At 50.9% G+C, this 15285-nt stretch carries 18 protein-coding genes and 3 pseudogenes; 10 read left to right on the forward strand and 11 right to left on the reverse strand.

Annotated features, from left to right (window positions below; all coding sequences use genetic code 11):
- Positions 1-50: 50 nt before the first annotated feature.
- From INF58_RS06215 to INF58_RS21075, 7 genes and pseudogenes are all read right to left on the reverse strand, one after another.
- Complete coding sequence (locus tag INF58_RS06215) at positions 51-1190, reverse strand: phage integrase Arm DNA-binding domain-containing protein (RefSeq protein ID WP_193527251.1); 1140 nt, start codon at positions 1188-1190, stop codon at positions 51-53.
- A complete protein-coding gene (locus INF58_RS06220) occupies positions 1171-1428 on the reverse strand; it encodes an excisionase (protein ID WP_193527252.1) in 258 nt (85 codons plus the stop codon). Before INF58_RS06220 ends, INF58_RS06215 begins: the two co-directional genes overlap by 20 nt.
- A 59-nt stretch (positions 1429-1487) precedes the next feature.
- On the reverse strand, positions 1488-1730 hold the full coding sequence (locus INF58_RS06225) for a DUF4060 family protein (protein WP_193527253.1): 243 nt from the start codon (positions 1728-1730) through the stop codon (positions 1488-1490).
- A 38-nt stretch (positions 1731-1768) separates the two neighbouring features.
- Positions 1769-2854 (reverse strand): annotated as a pseudogene (locus INF58_RS06230) (RecT family recombinase).
- 9 nt (positions 2855-2863) lie between these two features.
- A complete protein-coding gene (locus tag INF58_RS06235) occupies positions 2864-5608 on the reverse strand; it encodes a RecE family exodeoxyribonuclease (protein ID WP_193527254.1) in 2745 nt (914 codons plus the stop codon).
- Positions 5609-5748: 140 nt separating this feature from the next.
- Positions 5749-5912, reverse strand: a pseudogene (locus INF58_RS20915) (YdaE family protein).
- Positions 5905-6024 (reverse strand): annotated as a pseudogene (locus INF58_RS21075) (hypothetical protein); the annotation flags it as partial. The pseudogenes INF58_RS20915 and INF58_RS21075, both read right to left, overlap by 8 nt.
- A gap of 86 nt (positions 6025-6110) precedes the next feature.
- On the opposite strand from INF58_RS21075, the gene INF58_RS06240 reads away from it, so the two are divergent.
- Together INF58_RS06240 and INF58_RS06245 are read left to right on the forward strand one after the other, a co-directional pair.
- Complete coding sequence (locus INF58_RS06240; protein WP_046885673.1) at positions 6111-6602, forward strand: hypothetical protein; 492 nt, start codon at positions 6111-6113, stop codon at positions 6600-6602.
- Positions 6603-7029: 427 nt separating this feature from the next.
- The gene (locus INF58_RS06245; protein WP_046885672.1) at positions 7030-7311 is read left to right on the forward strand and encodes a hypothetical protein; all 282 of its coding nucleotides are present in this window, start codon (positions 7030-7032) and stop codon (positions 7309-7311) included.
- Here the strand turns inward: INF58_RS06245 and INF58_RS06250 are convergent.
- Complete coding sequence (locus INF58_RS06250) at positions 7294-7455, reverse strand: hypothetical protein (protein WP_193527255.1); 162 nt, start codon at positions 7453-7455, stop codon at positions 7294-7296. The genes INF58_RS06245 and INF58_RS06250 overlap by 18 nt on opposite strands.
- Positions 7456-7877: 422 nt before the next feature.
- On the opposite strand from INF58_RS06250, the gene INF58_RS06255 reads away from it, so the two are divergent.
- The gene (locus INF58_RS06255) at positions 7878-8048 is read left to right on the forward strand and encodes a hypothetical protein (RefSeq protein WP_193527256.1); all 171 of its coding nucleotides are present in this window, start codon (positions 7878-7880) and stop codon (positions 8046-8048) included.
- Complete coding sequence (locus INF58_RS06260; protein ID WP_110108450.1) at positions 8038-8412, forward strand: hypothetical protein; 375 nt, start codon at positions 8038-8040, stop codon at positions 8410-8412. The genes INF58_RS06255 and INF58_RS06260 overlap by 11 nt, the downstream gene beginning before the upstream one ends.
- Positions 8413-8425: 13 nt before the next feature.
- Here INF58_RS06260 and INF58_RS06265 read toward each other — a convergent pair whose 3' ends face one another.
- The gene (locus tag INF58_RS06265) at positions 8426-9118 is read right to left on the reverse strand and encodes a helix-turn-helix transcriptional regulator (RefSeq protein WP_110108449.1); all 693 of its coding nucleotides are present in this window, start codon (positions 9116-9118) and stop codon (positions 8426-8428) included.
- A gap of 127 nt (positions 9119-9245) precedes the next feature.
- Here INF58_RS06265 and INF58_RS06270 point away from each other — a divergent pair, with 127 nt between their 5' ends.
- From INF58_RS06270 to INF58_RS06285, 4 genes are all read left to right on the forward strand, one after another.
- Positions 9246-9497, forward strand: coding sequence for a helix-turn-helix domain-containing protein (locus tag INF58_RS06270; protein ID WP_154850783.1), 252 nt, complete (start codon positions 9246-9248; stop codon positions 9495-9497).
- Positions 9498-9526: 29 nt separating this feature from the next.
- Positions 9527-10069, forward strand: a complete 543-nt coding sequence (locus tag INF58_RS06275; protein ID WP_193527257.1) for a toxin YdaT family protein — start codon at positions 9527-9529, stop codon at positions 10067-10069.
- A gap of 84 nt (positions 10070-10153) precedes the next feature.
- Positions 10154-11071 carry a replication protein gene (locus tag INF58_RS06280; RefSeq protein WP_193527258.1) on the forward strand — a complete coding sequence of 306 codons (918 nt, stop codon included), beginning with the start codon at positions 10154-10156 and terminating at the stop codon, positions 11069-11071.
- On the forward strand, positions 11068-11754 hold the full coding sequence (locus INF58_RS06285) for a replication protein P (RefSeq protein WP_193355247.1): 687 nt from the start codon (positions 11068-11070) through the stop codon (positions 11752-11754). Before INF58_RS06280 ends, INF58_RS06285 begins: the two co-directional genes overlap by 4 nt.
- 84 nt (positions 11755-11838) lie before the next feature.
- On the opposite strand, the gene INF58_RS06290 is transcribed toward INF58_RS06285, so the two are convergent.
- Positions 11839-12732: a dihydrodipicolinate synthase family protein gene (locus INF58_RS06290; protein ID WP_193527259.1), complete on the reverse strand. Its 894-nt coding sequence runs from the start codon at positions 12730-12732 to the stop codon at positions 11839-11841.
- 20 nt (positions 12733-12752) lie between these two features.
- Positions 12753-13448 (reverse strand): B3/4 domain-containing protein, encoded by a 696-nt coding sequence (locus INF58_RS06295; protein WP_193527260.1) that lies wholly within the window; start codon positions 13446-13448, stop codon positions 12753-12755.
- A gap of 43 nt (positions 13449-13491) precedes the next feature.
- Here INF58_RS06295 and INF58_RS06300 point away from each other — a divergent pair, with 43 nt between their 5' ends.
- Together INF58_RS06300 and INF58_RS06305 are read left to right on the forward strand one after the other, a co-directional pair.
- Positions 13492-14094, forward strand: a complete 603-nt coding sequence (locus INF58_RS06300; protein ID WP_193355244.1) for an XRE family transcriptional regulator — start codon at positions 13492-13494, stop codon at positions 14092-14094.
- A gap of 76 nt (positions 14095-14170) precedes the next feature.
- Entirely contained in the window at positions 14171-14632 is a 462-nt protein-coding gene (locus INF58_RS06305) for a GNAT family N-acetyltransferase (protein ID WP_193355243.1), read from the forward strand.
- The last annotated feature ends 653 nt before the right edge of the window (positions 14633-15285 follow it).

A 15285-nucleotide genomic window follows, 5' to 3' on the forward strand; every position in this document is an offset into this window, starting at 1 on the left:
CTTAAATTCTGGGAAATTTGCAGGGGGATACGGTCCAATTATTCACGTAGCTACACCTTCACTTTCACCCATTCGAGACCGCGATCGTTATGATACTGAGCTGTCATCCTGTCTGATGAGTGACCTAGTAGCTGCTGGGTATTGATGCCTTGCCCCTCATACAGACGCTCCGATAGAGAACGCTGCTCGTGAAAAGTGGGCATTGTTTTCCCATCCTCTACGGAAATGCCAGTACTATCGATCGCGAGTTTGAAGGAGACGCTAAGGCTGTTCTCGCCAACCTGATCGCCTGCTTTCACATTACCGCTTGAGGTCACGTGATGGAGAAGCCAGGGGCTTACGACCCGATCCCTGCATCGCTTGATCACCTGCGCCAGTGTAATATCCAACATCTCGCAGCGTAGCGAGAGCGGTATAGCCAGTTTCGCCCCGGTCTTTTGCTGCTCAACGTGGAGATGACCGTCCCAGACATCAGAGAACTTCATTTTGGCTATATCGCCGCGCCGTTGCCCGGTGACAACTGCCAGAAGCATGGAGTTTTGGACGTAGGGCGCCATATTGGAGGCCGCTTCAAATATCGCCTTCCACATCTCAAGGTTCAGTCGCGAACGACTTACCCGGACAACGACTTTTCTTGTGGCTAGCGCCGGGTTATATCCCGGCTCAACTTCGCCTGCGTGCTGCGCTTCTTTGAACAGGTCAATCCAGACGCTGCGGAGCGTTTGCGCCATTCGTGCTTTGCCTCTGGCTTTATATTCGTCTGTAATGGCTGCCAGCATTTTGGTAGTGACTTCCTGAATGCCAATGTCAGGCATCCTTTCAACCAGTACGTTCGTGCATGTCCTTCTTGATTTAAGCGTATTAATTTTTATCTCTTTATTGCTGAGTCGCTCCTCCTGAATTTTCAGATACCGTTCAATCCATAGGCGCATCCTCATCGATTTCTTGGAATTAACTTTCTTATGGCTGACCATATCTATCAGGGCAAACGACTGGGCAGCTTCCTGCTGCGCAAGAAGACGATTCAATTCAGAGGCGGCCAGTCTGGCCGCCTCTTGATCGGTACCAAAACCGATAAACTGACCGGTTAAAGGATGCCGATATTGCCAGTAGGTTTTGCTGTTACGCTTATCAAGCTTGCAGTAGAGATTTGGGATAGTAACCCTGTGATTACGTGGTCTGGCTGCCATTAATTACTCTCTCCATAAGCGTCTTAACCGCTTTCGGCATGCGTGGTGGTAGAGTCGGCGATGTGAGCATACCAATGAATTTGGCCTCTTCATCGATAACCCACCGCCGACCTTGTTTCAGCGCCCTTGGGATTGTTTGTCCTGTTCTAGCAATCTTGTGCAGCGCCGCTCTGGATGGTGGTTGCTTGAAGCCGTTTGGACCGGAAGCCCAATCCTCCAAGCTAACGAGCTGTCCCATGAAAACCTCCAGTTTGATAAATATGAGCTCTCAAAGTCATGTAGTGTGATATTTCAATATCAGGCCACCTGCCCAGGTAAGGATCGCAGTCGGCGCATGCCGGTCATTGCCGTGGCCACGTAGCTTGCCTTGCAGTTGACCACTTCAACCCAGACCTTCACGCCTTCCACTCTCACCGTATAGGTCTCTTTCATCTTGCTGCGCCCATAGTCACCATATCTTTGCTGGTGGGCTGCGAGTGCGATTTCACATGCCTGGCGAGCTAGAGGGGATTGCTTACTGCCTCGATTAATCAGTCGCATTTCTTCTCCTTGAGGGAGGGTTTTCCCTCCCGATCTCGTTAGTCCACGTATTCCGGTTTCATATCCGCCAGGGTGATGCTGAACTGACCATGCAATTCATCGCCCAGATGGCGTTTCGACGCTGCAAGAACGCGCTCTACTTCCGCGAACCGCGCAGCTGCATCGGGTTCATCTGAAGGTGGCAGGGAATTGATGGCTGCTTCGACTTTGTTCCGTGCATCAACCAGTTAATAACGCTTCACGGCCTTGTTTTTCAGCTCAGTGAACAGGGCAGAACCCAGCGTTACTTTGACTGTTTCAATATCTGCGCGTAGAGCTTTAGCGCTATCCAGATCCTGAGCCGCCTCGATGCGAACACGGAAATCATCAGCAAGTGCATCGATGTTTTGAGCTGATTCCTGAGCCGTTTGAGTCGTAGTGACGATGTCACCTGAAATGTCTGCAAGGCTAACGTGCTGAGCCGGTGCCGGGTTTACCTCTCGTTCTTCACGACGATCATCGAGCTCATCCGGGGTATAAACGCCCAGAATCACATCCGGGCAGAACAGTCTCGCCCAGCGTTTTACGGCCAGGTACGCCAGCTGCTGGCGAGGGTCATCAGCCCAAAGGGTAGAGTTTCGGGTTCGGGCCTGAGCCAGCAGCAAATCGAGTTCTCTCGGCTGATCTTCACCTTTAAGCGTTGCGCGGATAATGATGCCGATCCCAGCCTCGTCAGCCATGTTCCAACCTGGAACCCGGTACTCGCCTTTTTCGCCTTTACGAATATGGAATTTTCCAACAACTTTTTCCCATGGCCCGTACCACTCATATTCAAAGCGGCTGGCAAGCACGCCGCTACGCGATATGACGGCATTGACCAACTGCGCTTCGTACCCGAGCACACCATTAATCAGGTGCGTCTTCTGTGCCACAGCAAAGGGATTCATCTGCCATTGTGCGGCCTGCATCGCTACGGCCATGCAATCGGCCTGATTGCCCTGAAGATGCTTAGGAACTGTCGCGGTGCCCTGAGCCATAATCTGCGCAAAAGTGCTGATGGCGTTCAGGTATTGAGAATCGAACAGTGCCACGTTGGAATTGATAACGGTGTTCTGATCAGCAACGGTAACGTTGGTATTTTGCATATATCCCCCTTATGCCTGTGTACGCAGCGCTTCAAGACGGCGCAGGTCGAAGTCGTTCAGTTCGTCGGTATAGTCGGCTGTGATTGGTGCTGGCCATTCACCTGTGTCGAATCCGGTTGCGATAGCGCGCATCGCTTTGCGGTACTCGAGCATGCCCAGCTCCAGCAGTTCAGCGGATGCCTCGATGATGGCGATCCAGTGGTAGTTCTCGTCTTTGTTGACGAAAATCCAGAAGAACTGGTCCAGCGCCGCGGTTTCGCAGTACATTGCCGCGCTCAGGTGATAGTCGCGGTCAATGATTTCCCGGTGCAGTCTGGCGCGCAGGCTTTCCTGCTTTACGTTCCACATGCTGATAGTTTTCAGGTCTGCGCCGATACGCACACCGTCCAGGTCGATCTCGAGGTCGGGGCGCACACGAACTTCCAGGCCCGTCTCCTCCTCAAAGCCAAAGTAACTTACCTCGACGGCGCGGCTCGGGTGGGTCAGCAGCATGCCGGCGGTCGGGTGAGCCAGAAGCGCTTTTTGAATATTCAGAGCGGTGCTTAGTTGCTGGCGGGTGACCAGCACTTTTCCTTCCGGATTCTCACGCCAGGCATCCAGCAACTCGTCGGCAAAAACCGCATCTGGTTTGACTGCTTTCACGGCCTGAATCAGATCGGCCTTCGTGCCAGAGACTTTCAGCGGTTGTGGTTTCTGCGCTTCTTGCGCCACCAGGTCAGGATTGATAATTGCTAACTGCTCGAGCAGCGCGTCACGGCTACCGCTGGTTTTCAACTGCGGGGGCAGAGTGGCATTGTACTCTTTGATACATGCCTTCATTGCCGTTGCCGTTTGCTTCTGGCCTCCTTCAATACGCTGGTACTCAGCAGGGAGAGCCATATAGCTTTGAGCCGTTTCTTCCAGGCTGGCGCCAAGCGGCACTGGAGCGGGAAGGGATGCGTTATGTTGTTCAAGCAACGCTTTAATCTCGTCAGCGCTTAGCAGCGCCGGCAGGCTGGCGTTGTACTCGTCGATGAACTCACGCAGAGTTGCGGTGGTCGTGAAAGCGCCCTCGGGGATCTCAGGTTCTACGCTGAACTCTGCTTCGAGATTTTCCGGCTGCAATGCAAGGGCGTGCACCAGGTTTCCCATGTCCAGCACTTTTGATGCTATGCGAGGGATAGTTTTAGCTACATGGCGCGCATTGAAGTACATCAGGCTGACGCGGGCATCTTTCACCTGAGTTGAGCTGATGCCGTTTGCTGCGTGATAAACATCATTCGGCAGACCTTCGTAGCGGCCAGGTTCGAAGTATGCAGGGAACTCCCCTTCTGGGTTTGATTCCTGAACGTCAATTGTTGTTTCCTGCAACTGGTCTGCTTCTACGGAATCTGTCTGGGAATTAGCTGCATCAGTGCCTTCGCCCGGTGGTACCGAACCAACATCTTCGTCTTTCTCTGGCTGAGTCGTTTCCATCTGCACATCACTGGTGGTCTCCGCTGTAACCGGTGAACGGTCATCGTTCTGTGTTTGTTTTTCGTTCATCAGGTTATCGATAGTGAACATGCCATCGCCAAGGTTCGTGACCTGCGGCTGCGTTGCTAACGATGCTTGTTCCGCTTCAATCTGCTCGTTAACTTCACTTTCCCAGCTCACCTCTGGATTGTGCCGCGCTGCAGCCAGCGTTTCGGCTGTTGGTTTTCCATGATCGCTTTCAGTCAGATTGGCACTGATGAATCCGCTGAGGCGCCCCGGGTTTTTGTAATATTCCGGGTGTGCGCTTCTGATAAGCGCGAAGATTGATGCGCGTGAATAGTCGAGAATGCCAGGGGTATTGCGAAGAGCGGCAGACCACTCCTTGAATGGGCTTTCTTTAGCTGCGACGATTTCTTTCGCCCTACGGTAAACAGAACCGGGTATATCGTAGATATTGAAGTCATCAGGCAGGGTGGCCAGAGCTATTTCACTGTCGAGTGTATCGAGCGTATGTGTGTAGCCTGAATTACGATCTGTCTCATTTCCGCCACCTGCATTTGTGCCGACGTCAGTACGCTGCACGCTGCTAATTCGGTTTCCGGCAGCCCATTCGCGAACGAGAATGCCGCGATCGATATGCTCGGTGTTGAACCAGGTCTTAAAGAAATGAATGACAAGAGACAGGTCTGTCCGCTTCCCGTCTAACGGGAAGACAGTCTTCAGAGCCTCAACAACCCTGGCAATTTCGAATTCAGTCGCTTTTTTGAACGCATCGACGTTCTCTGCAGCGAGCAGCATGTTTTGAACGTAGCTGTTATCGACATCCATCTCGAGCTGTTGAATTTCATTCTTCTGCTCAGTGTCGATGTGATAGGCGTACTCGTCAGAAATGAACTGAGCCAGAATGCGATGACGCAGTGGGAGCGTAGCAACCGTGATCAGCTCAGGCATCTTTGTGTCTTTGGTATCAGTAATACTGCAAGTCGACTGCTCAAAAGAGTTCTGGTAAGAATCTTCATGCTGTAACTTCACTTTCCACGTACGCTGGTCTTCGTCCAGTTCGTAGCGTTTGCACCAGGTGTAATCCACGGTGCTTTCTTCCGGCAGGTCGTTGTAAACAGGGAAATCGGTGCGAACCGGTTTGGCGTAATCCTTACCGCGTCCGGTTTCAATACCAGCATCTTCCAGTTCAACATCTAGCTGCAGGTTGGCACGGGCTTCTGATTTAGCAGTGAACCAAATCACTGCGTCTTCTTTGCCGGATTTCTGCGTAGCCTTAACTACATAGAAAAATTCCATGTGAGATCCTCTTATTTGGATGTAAGATCCCCGGGCCAGAGATAGCGCCCATTGGGTGAACTTTGGTTTTTTAAGTAGTTTTCCGGTGTAACTTTGGTCGGGAGCACCGGACGTACGGGCCGCCTTGCGCGGCTTTTACGTTATGCCTCGTGGGCCATCTGGTCGTACGAAGCACAACGTTCAAGCAGTATTCTTTTTCTTTGCGCGCCAGCTGTGAGCCGTTGCGATAGAGAAGGGTACTTTTGACTACTTCCTCCGGTTTAACCGGATTGCCGCAGTACCCGCATTTCGTTGAGTTACACATCTGGATTCCCCTTTTGCGCCAGTCGGTAGCACAAGCGGCGAAGAATCACTTCGAACAAATTAAGTTTTACGGCTTGCTGCCGTCCTGGTTTGCGTGCGAAATCAATCATAATGATCTCCTTGTTATGCCTGTCTTTTAACCACTTCAGGCTCGGTGGTATGCTGGAAGTTCTCACACGGCCAGCACAAGGAAACATGGATGGCCACGTTTAACCGAAATCTTCAGCTGCAAATTCTTCAACTCGCTTTAGAGAGCTATCCTGACCCGATCGAGTACATACCGAGGGAGTTAGCTGCTCTTGATAAGAAAACGCTTTTACAAAACATCGCTTATTTGAGAGAAGAGGGAATGATTAAGGGAGGAATAGAAGAATATCTAAGCGGTAAAGAGCCTGCTCTAGACACGATTTCAGTAACTAAGGATGCTATTAACTTGCTCAGTGAAGAGGGAAGTATCTCTTCCTCATTAAAAGTGGTGACAGTAAAACTCCATGACGAATCGCTCACTGCTTTAAGGGATTTCATAAATCAGAATGTTTCAGACCCAGAAGAAAAGAAAGTGTATTTGCAGCGCTTAAAAGAGCTTCCCGCTGACGCCACAAAACACATCGTGCTTGAACTTGTGGGTAAGGGGTTAGGTCAGATACCGAACGCAGTTCAGTGGCTGCAAACAACGCTCCATCATTTGTAAATTCTTTTTCTTCCCGGAGCCTGGAGAATTTAACCCACCCAATACCTCCGGGAATTTCCAGCCAAAAATCATCACGGTTATCAGTTGAAAGTGTTAGAGCTTTATTTACGAACGTTAATGCGTATATACGTAGTGGTTGCAATATTCACCTCCGATATTTATAGAATTTGTGTGCTTTGTGCCTTAACGCCGGCCAGCGGAACATTTATACCTGATGCACATTGTTGTAGCGGTGGATGACCGCCGGTTGTCATAACTAAGCAGCCTCGTTGAAGCGACTGAGGTATGAAAAAAGCCGCTTGTTAGGCGACTTTTCGGTTATTGGTGCCGGGAAGTTTAGTCACGCCCGGCGCGTGATTTCCTTCACTTTCCACGGTTAAAGGAACTGATATTCTTGAGCTTCCACGGTTAAAAATAAGGAATATCAATGACGGACTACACCGTTAGGGTTGAGCTAAGTGGCGCTGATTGGGAAACCTATAACAAGCTTCATGAAAGCATGCTTGCTTCCGGATATCATCGAACGGTTACTGGCGATGATGGGCAGGTGTTCAAGCTCCCGGATGCGGAATATGTGGCCTCTAAATCATTAGGCCTATATCAGGTTCGAGATGAGGTGATGCGCATATCCAAATCGTTAAACATCGATCCTCATATCCTTGTAACTCAAAGTGAAGGAAGAGCTTGGTATTTAGCTCTTGATAGATGAATTACCCCCTACCACTGAATTTTGATTTGCATCACTGCGATGATGATCGTTGATTTGTCGTATTACAATCTTGCAGGCCTCACTAAAACTGACGCCTGCTTGTTTTGCTAGAGCAGCCAGGTACTCTTCCAGTCTTTTATCCATACCCTCACCCCTTTGTTTATTCATCGCAGGCCATTCGACCCATTGAAATGGTGTGGTGGGTGGTATTGAGTCGCCACTCTCACTTACTTCCTGAGCGCCCTGTTTCTGTATTGGCAAACAACACTCTGCCCAACCGATTTTCAGGTCTTATCACACTGCTAGCGTTGCACCTCGCTTGAGGTCACTGCCACCACACCCCAAAACATTACCTGTATTGGTAGCGCCAACTCCCTGCCAGTGTTGCCCGTTCTCACGCCGTTCTCGCTCTCGTGCGGGATACTCTCTCACCGACCTGATTGAACCCTGTGATACAGCACGTTTTCATGTAGGGGTCTTAACAGGTCATTGACGCTGTAAATCTGCATGTTGTTAAAAAGCAGGCGACTTGCTGTCCGCCGCTGGCTAACTTCGCTCAGCTGTCGATGTTTCGTTTCGATGGGTCAACAATAGCTAAAGCGATTATCGTAGTCAATCGCCAAAACGATAATCATCACTACCAAAGTGATAATTATGTGATTGGTAAAGCGATTTTTAATGAAATTTATCTTCGTGGTATGCTGATTTTTTTGGAGGAAGATGCTTATGGAGCATAAAGAGTGGGTTGATAAACTCCGCTGGCTTAGCCCTGAACAGATCGTTCAGGTTCACTTTGGCCTCCAGGAGGATATTAAGAAGTTCTACAAACTTAGGGAGGAGGGAGATAATCTTGCCAGGGCCGAGCATTTATGCGAACAGATGATTGCGCTATCTGAGTTGGCATTCTCGGCTTTACGTAGCGCTCATGACAAAAGGGTTGAAGAATACGAATCGTTAACTGGAAATAAGTATCCCAGTGATTTTTACCCGCCATCACATTATGGCTTCTCTCAACTGTCAGTGATCTTGAAAAAAAGAAAGGACTTTCAACGTATAGAGGTTTTACGCGAAAAATTGATTAAAGAGGGTTGGAGATGCTAGCCCGGAAACCGGGCTATGCGAAGCGCTTATAGTCGACAGACTGCCTAAGGAGCACCTTGGCCATCACGTAGAACGCGTCCTCGTCCTCTGGTTCGACGTACCACTTTTCGTAAATTGGGTTATCGGAGATTACTGCCAGGCGGTCACGCTGCATCTGCAGGCGCTTAACGTGCAGTGTCTTTCCGAAAACAAAGACGTATACCCCGTCACCATCAAAGTGCGTAACGCTGGTATCAACGAAAATCTGATCGCCAGGTGAAATCGTGCCGTCCATGCTGTCGCCATTTACTGTTATCACTTTGACGTGCGAAGCAGGTCGGTTGCCGAACAAGGCGCGCGCCTGCTCAGTCGTGTATTCGATGGCTCGGATAGTTTCAATGAAATCGCTGGTGGCAATACTGCCCGGCCCAGCGCTGGCTTTAACGTCGAGTACATCCACGCGGTAAACCCCATTCAATGACGACTTAACCTGGCAAAGCGCAGTCGGTTCTCTTGCGCTACTGGAAGCCATTTCCCCTTCACCAGCAGACAGCCACTCTGGCCGCACACCCAGTACAGAGGCGATCTCAACGGTCTTACGTGATCCGTTTGCATTCTTCAGCAGCTTATTGACGCTGGACTGAGCCATGCCGACATCTTTCGCTAACCGGCCTTGTGTATATCCAGCATGTTTCATTGCCTGCGCCAGGCGCTCCGAGAATCCCATATTCACCTCTGTTAATGACCTCTTTAACTCTATCGCTCAAGCGATTATTTAGCAAAAAATCGCCTATGCGATTGACATTCGCTAAGGTGATAAACATAATCGCTCTAGACTGATAGCTGAGGTGATTATGAAAACCCAAACAGTAGAGAAGAACTCCGCAGTAGAGAAAGCGATCGCCATCGCTGGCAGCCAGAAAGAACTGGCAAAACGCTGCGGTAAAGCCCAGTCCACTATCTGCGACTGGCTTAACGGAAAGAAACGCATTTCCCCGGTTCACGTTCCTGAACTGGTGAAAGCGGTTGGCGGTGAAATACAGGCACATGAATTCCGCCCGGACCTGCCGTCCATCTTTCCACACCCTGATAACCATGCCGCTTAACGGCGGCCCTAACCACGAAAGGCAAAGCAATGCATTCACTTGCGTATCAACAGAATACCAGAATACACCCGGGAGAAATGATAAACCGCGCTCAACCTAAGGCGGCTCCAGACCACGAAAAGATCCGCGAAGTAGTCCGGGCGTGGTCGTCGGCGCTGAACAATCAGGACGTCGTTTCGGCGCTGATCATCAACGAATACCGGGAGCGGGGCGGGACAGCCATCAGCTTCCCGAAGGATATCAGCCGTGCGCGCCAGAAGCTGTTTCGCTTCCTGGATAACCGTTTCGACTCTGAGCAGTACCGCGAGAACGTCCGCCAGCTGGCCCCGGCAATCATGGCCGTCCTGCCGCTGGAGTTCCGCAACCGTCTGGCGCCGAAGAACGACACAGTGTCGCTGATCGCCTCTGCGATGAAAGAGTGTGCCGAGGCTAAGCAGGCTGTCCTGCTGGACGCACCAGAGCATCAGAAGCTCAAAGAGCTAAGTGAGGGAATAGCATCACTGTTCCGTCTGATGCCGGAGCAGTTTGGCCCGCTAATGACGATGGTCACAACCATGCTGGGGGCAATGTGAAGACTTCAGAAAAGGCGAAAGCCGCGGTGCTCGAACACCAACGGCTTTCAGGTGCAAAAGTGGCTAACGATTGCGGAGATAAGTATGTCAAACACAGCTGAAATTATCAATTTTCCCCATAGAAACGAACAACCGGGAGGTCGTATGGCCGACCTGTCGAACGGGTATACCAAGGTCGCTAACGAGATCCAACAGCTTAAGCCGCGCCTCAGATTGTCAGGCCGGGAATGGCAATGTTTTGAGGCGGTGATCTGGCTTACCTACGGCTGGAACAAGAAACAGGACCGCGTTACGAACACGGTGATCGCCGAGCTTACAGGGCTGAGTGATTCCCACGTTTCTGATGCGCTCAAGTCACTCGCAGAACGCAAAATTATCTTCAGTCAGAAGCAGGGCGTGATGAAAACGGTCGGTATAAATACTGACCTTTCAGCCTGGATTTTAGACAAACCGAAAACGGGAAAAGTCTTCCCGAAATCGGGAAAAGTGTTACCGAAAACGGGAAAAACCTTCCCGGAAACGGTAGACACCCAAGACTATAACAAGAACAATAATAAAATATCCTCGTCTCGGAATTCTGACGAATCCCGAAACCAGAAAACTCAAAAATTTCTCTCACGCCATCCAGAAGCTGCCGCCGGGATATACACCCCGGCAGGTAAATCATGGGGATCTGCTGACGACCTCAAGGCCGCTCGCTGGATTTACGACAGGCTTCTCACCGTCAACGCATCGCTATCCGAGCCAAACTGGGCTGAATGGGCAAACACCATCAGGCTGATGCGTGTCCAGGACAAGCGTACTCACTACGAAATCTGTGACTTGTTCCAGTGGGCTAACCGGGACGAGTTCTGGAAAGACAACATCCTGAGCCCCTCGAGTCTTCGCAAACAGTGGGATCAGCTCACCACGAAGCGGCTGCGCGCAACCGGAACGCCAAAACCTTCCCGCGGCGGCATCGACCTGCATAACACCGACTGGATTGACGGGGTGCTGGAATGAAAAACCTAGCCGAGAGCATTCGCAATTTTGACAGGGAACAGGCTCGCCGCTTGGCCCATAACCTGTCTGAGCAGTACACCGAACGCGAACAAACGCAGCAGGTGGCGCAGATTATCAACGGGCTGTTCGTACAGCTGGCCGCCGCGTTCCCCGCAAGCTTGGTTAATCGCAGTCAGGAGGATGTGAACGAGATCCGCCGACAATGGGTGCTGGCGTTCAAAGAAAATGGGATAACCACCATGGAGCAGGTTGAAGCCGGTATGCGCATGGTACGCCGCCAGGAGCGTCCGTTCCTGCCTTCGCCAGGCCAGTTCATCAAATGGTGCAGGGAAGGGCGATGCGTACTGGGGATCACCACCAATGAAATCATGGCCGAATACTGGAAGTGGCGTAAGCTGGTATTCCGGTACCCGAGCAGTGAGCAGTATCCTTGGCCGAAACCGGTTTTTTACCACATCTGCCTCGAACTGCGTCGCCGCGGAACCGATGTTCAACTGAGCCATAAAGAGCTCGAGCGTGAAGCTGGCGATATTCTGGACATGTGGGAAAAGCGGGTGCTGTCCGGGAAGCAGATTCCGCCTGTTCGACGGGCGTTGGCTGCACCAGTTGCTCCGAAGGGGCCGACACCGGCGGAGCTTTTGAAAGCTAAATATGCTCGCTTGAAAGCTGGTGGCAGGGCATAGAGATGCAATGGTCCGCTTTGAGCTAGAAGCGGACCTAAAGAGGTTGTTTCAAAAGGACCTGTAGCTGCCAGTCCTGCGGAGAGATCACTTCAGATCTAGCGTGCTTATCACATGGGCAATATCCGCGATGTCGGCAGCTGACAACGGTTGCAGAGGTCGAGGCAGGCAATCCGTGTCGGTAAGCTCAAGTACACCAGCAGCAGCGGCAATAACGCGAATACTTCCGCCATGTTTACGGAACAGCGCCCACAACGGTTCAAGTCGCGCTGTCAGTGCAGTAACGCGTACATGATCCTGCGCTGCTGCTGCGTCAGTTATCTGTTTTGCTGTTTGCGGGAATAGACCGCCGCACACGGAGTACCAGACTTCACAACCCGCATTTAATCCGAGCCCGGCATAGGTATCGCCACTAATACCGATGGTTACATCAGGGCGCAGTTGTTGGCGCAACGCAGCCACTCGTTCCGTCGCTGCCTCCGGACTAACGGGGACACCGGGGATCTTAACCGAGCGAACGCCCTCAAGTGACGAGAGACGCCCGTGCAGTTCATCCGTAAAGGTAAAATGCGTGGTACCTGGATTATCATAGATACACACCGGTACTGACACGTGGTGGGTAACGGTCTCGAAGAGCGAGAAGACTTCGTCATCACGGAGTGTTTGATAGCAGACCGCCGGGAGTAAAAGGGCATTCGCGCCAGCTGCCTGCGCATCATCTGCCAGATGCAGAATAGCGTCGGTACTGACCGCCCCCACACAAACCATCATTGGGATATCCCCGGCATGCTGTTTTGCCAGAGTAGCGATACGCTTGCGCTGCTCCCGGGTCAGATAGGCATAACTTCCGGTTGACCCCAGAATGCCTATAGAATCCACACGTGCCGCCGTAAGGCGGGTCAGAATATTAATGAACCCCTGCTCATCGACTCCATTGCCGGTGACTGGGGTTAACGGGAAAGCAGACAAGCCAGTAAACATTTTATTTCTCCTGAATGGTATTACTGGCATTGCTCTTCGATAAGAGCCACTTCAAACCACAGACCGGGCATCATTTTTTCCAGGCCGTCGGTCAACATCTTCCCGGCTTCGTGAAGTTTATCCATCGGCATCTGCGGCAGGCTTTCCAGAATAAACCACATTTGTTGAGCTTCCACGCCTAAGCGAGTTCTGATCCCCTGTCGCCAGTTCCAGCGACGGCAGGTCACGCCAATATCATCACACCAGATAATCTCTCCTTGTGAAGGATATTCAACGGCCGTTTCCCCCTCTTTGACGGTATCAAAAGGCTCTGTTCCTTTTGCCACCCCCAGATGCGGCGAACCCTGATACGCAGCAATATTCTCTCCACCAACCGGAACGGCATAGCGGAGACTAACGGCATTATAAAGATCAACGATGGGATCGATCGCTGGCATCGTTCCGCCACGTAATACACGCTTGCGTAACGCATCCGCTGAGCAAGGGGTGCGCTTAGGTTTAGCTCCAAACTTTTGAAAAACGTCGGCCCATGCGATCAGATGAGATTCCGCCCATTTAGGCTCACCGGCCAGAACCGCTTCACAAGCTTCCCGCAGCGCCGTTTCTCCGATATCGAGGTTAAGCACTGGCGCAGCTTTTACGTAGATACTGAGTGCCCGAAAGCCGGGAGCAATGCGATAAATTTCAGGGGCAATTGACGGGGTGACTGTTAACACGAGATAATCCTTTAATGACCAATTTATTCCATGATAATGACCCATGACCAAAAAAGTCAACTTAATGACCGATGCAAATGCTATCGTCAACACCGTAAATGAAGCCGTATCTCAGCGGATTAAGCTGTATCGTAAGCAAAAGAAAATATCTCTCGATGAACTCTCCCGCCGGGCGGGCGTCAGCAAGGGAGCACTGGTTGAGATTGAGGGATGCCGGGCAAATCCCAGCATAGCCCTGTTATGCCGTCTCGCCGCCGCGATGGGCGTTTCGGTGGCTGATTTTGTAGATGTCAGCTCCAAACCGACCGTGCACCTCATTGCTAAAGATGAGATCCCTGAATTGTGGGCTGGAGAAAAAGGTGGGAGAGCAAGGTTGCTTGCTGGTTCGGGTGGCCCTGATATGACCGAGCTCTGGATGTGGGAAATGCAACCGGGGGAAAAGTTTGCTTCGCCCGGCCACACGGGAGGGACGCTTGAGCTGTTATATGTTCAGACGGGCACGCTCACGCTGGGTGTGAAGGATCACCTGTATCAGGTAAAAACTGGCTGTTCGGCAACAGCCAGAACGGACGTTCCTCATTTTTATGAGAATCAGGGGGAGTGCCCACTGGTATTCATCATGACAGTACATGAAAAAGCATCCTGAGCATGGCCCAATATAGAAACCAGCCCTCGCCAGCAAGGTTTGTCTGTTCACAAGTAAATGCAGAAGGTGATGTTCAGTGAGTAATCAGCACCTGAATTTTACCAAAGACCAGTTTACTGTCACAACCGACCCTGCTTCTTTTCAACTGGAAGCCATTCACGATTACCTCTCGCAATCTTCCTGGGCTCCTGGCATTGATGCTGAAACGGTCAGGATTTCAGTCCAAAACAGCCTTTGTTTTGCGCTTCTGGATGGAACAAGGCAAATTGGCTTCGCCCGTCTGGTCACTGACTATGCCACTTTTGGTTATTTGTGCGACGTCTATGTGCTGGATGAGTATCAGAAAAGTGGTCTTGGTCGTTGGCTGATTGAATGCTGTCACGTTCATCCGTTGATCTCACGCCTGCGACGAATAATGCTGGTCACCGACAGCGCGCCCTGGTTATACCAAAAACTGGGGTATAACCCGTTGAACAGGCCAGACTTTGTCTGGCAGATCAATCGACCAGACATTTATCGTAAAACCGAAGGTAAGTGAATTCCTTCGGAGAGTAATGACACATGTTAATCCGTAGGGCTGGCGCGTCTGATCCAGAAGAATTTGCCATATTCGCGAAGCAACTTTGCGATGTCCGCTTTTGGCACAAAGCTGACATTCCAGCCTGTGTATGACCGTAAAAACTACCTTCACGTGATAAGCCGCTTCGGGTAATGACGAGGCGCTTTTGTGACATGCTGGAAAACCAACTTAGATGTTCACTGAAAGCCCGGTTACCCTGGCTAAACGACCCTTAGAAAATTCTAAGGCGAAATATTCACATAACATTATCCATTGCGTGCTATAAACGAGGTTGCAAAAACGCCAAAATGGCGGTAAAGAGACATGGCATGAAATTACGAATCACAAGAGCAATTGGCCTCAGCAAGTTCTCGCCACGTTGGGTTAAGGTTATCTGTTTACGGTTAACTAAAAATGATATTGAGCGCTCTCTCAACGCTTTTCTGACAACAATTGATGAATCTGAACTCTCTCCGGAGCAAGTCAAATTGCTAAGAGAATGCGTTGACAGAATTAACTTGGCAAGGGGGAAGGGGATGAAGGCCTGATCCCCTAAAATGCTGACCTTATGATGATTTGAAGCCTTTTTCAGAGTTAAACCATTTTACTAAACCAGTCATTTTATTTGACAT

The organism is Enterobacter cloacae complex sp. P24RS (assembly GCF_014982165.1).
GTDB lineage: Bacteria > Pseudomonadota > Gammaproteobacteria > Enterobacterales > Enterobacteriaceae > Enterobacter > Enterobacter quasihormaechei.

What these genes read in the sequence shown, in the direction of transcription:
- INF58_RS06235 (WP_193527254.1), bottom strand. Translation starts at nt 5,608, where the DNA reads ATGGAATTTTTCTATGTAGTTAAGGCTACGCAGAAATCCGGCAAAGAA.
- INF58_RS06220 (WP_193527252.1), bottom strand. Translation starts at nt 1,428, where the DNA reads ATGGGACAGCTCGTTAGCTTGGAGGATTGGGCTTCCGGTCCAAACGGC.
- INF58_RS06265 (WP_110108449.1), bottom strand. Translation starts at nt 9,118, where the DNA reads ATGGGATTCTCGGAGCGCCTGGCGCAGGCAATGAAACATGCTGGATAT.
- INF58_RS06250 (WP_193527255.1), bottom strand. Translation starts at nt 7,455, where the DNA reads ATGGATAAAAGACTGGAAGAGTACCTGGCTGCTCTAGCAAAACAAGCA.
- INF58_RS06285 (WP_193355247.1), top strand. Translation starts at nt 11,068, where the DNA reads ATGAAAAACCTAGCCGAGAGCATTCGCAATTTTGACAGGGAACAGGCT.
- INF58_RS06260 (WP_110108450.1), top strand. Translation starts at nt 8,038, where the DNA reads ATGGAGCATAAAGAGTGGGTTGATAAACTCCGCTGGCTTAGCCCTGAA.
- INF58_RS06255 (WP_193527256.1), top strand. Translation starts at nt 7,878, where the DNA reads ATGTTTCGTTTCGATGGGTCAACAATAGCTAAAGCGATTATCGTAGTC.
- INF58_RS06240 (WP_046885673.1), top strand. Translation starts at nt 6,111, where the DNA reads ATGGCCACGTTTAACCGAAATCTTCAGCTGCAAATTCTTCAACTCGCT.
- INF58_RS06300 (WP_193355244.1), top strand. Translation starts at nt 13,492, where the DNA reads ATGACCAAAAAAGTCAACTTAATGACCGATGCAAATGCTATCGTCAAC.
- INF58_RS06275 (WP_193527257.1), top strand. Translation starts at nt 9,527, where the DNA reads ATGCATTCACTTGCGTATCAACAGAATACCAGAATACACCCGGGAGAA.
- INF58_RS06245 (WP_046885672.1), top strand. Translation starts at nt 7,030, where the DNA reads ATGACGGACTACACCGTTAGGGTTGAGCTAAGTGGCGCTGATTGGGAA.
- INF58_RS06280 (WP_193527258.1), top strand. Translation starts at nt 10,154, where the DNA reads ATGTCAAACACAGCTGAAATTATCAATTTTCCCCATAGAAACGAACAA.
- INF58_RS06225 (WP_193527253.1), bottom strand. Translation starts at nt 1,730, where the DNA reads ATGCGACTGATTAATCGAGGCAGTAAGCAATCCCCTCTAGCTCGCCAG.
- INF58_RS06270 (WP_154850783.1), top strand. Translation starts at nt 9,246, where the DNA reads ATGAAAACCCAAACAGTAGAGAAGAACTCCGCAGTAGAGAAAGCGATC.
- INF58_RS06290 (WP_193527259.1), bottom strand. Translation starts at nt 12,732, where the DNA reads ATGTTTACTGGCTTGTCTGCTTTCCCGTTAACCCCAGTCACCGGCAAT.
- INF58_RS06215 (WP_193527251.1), bottom strand. Translation starts at nt 1,190, where the DNA reads ATGGCAGCCAGACCACGTAATCACAGGGTTACTATCCCAAATCTCTAC.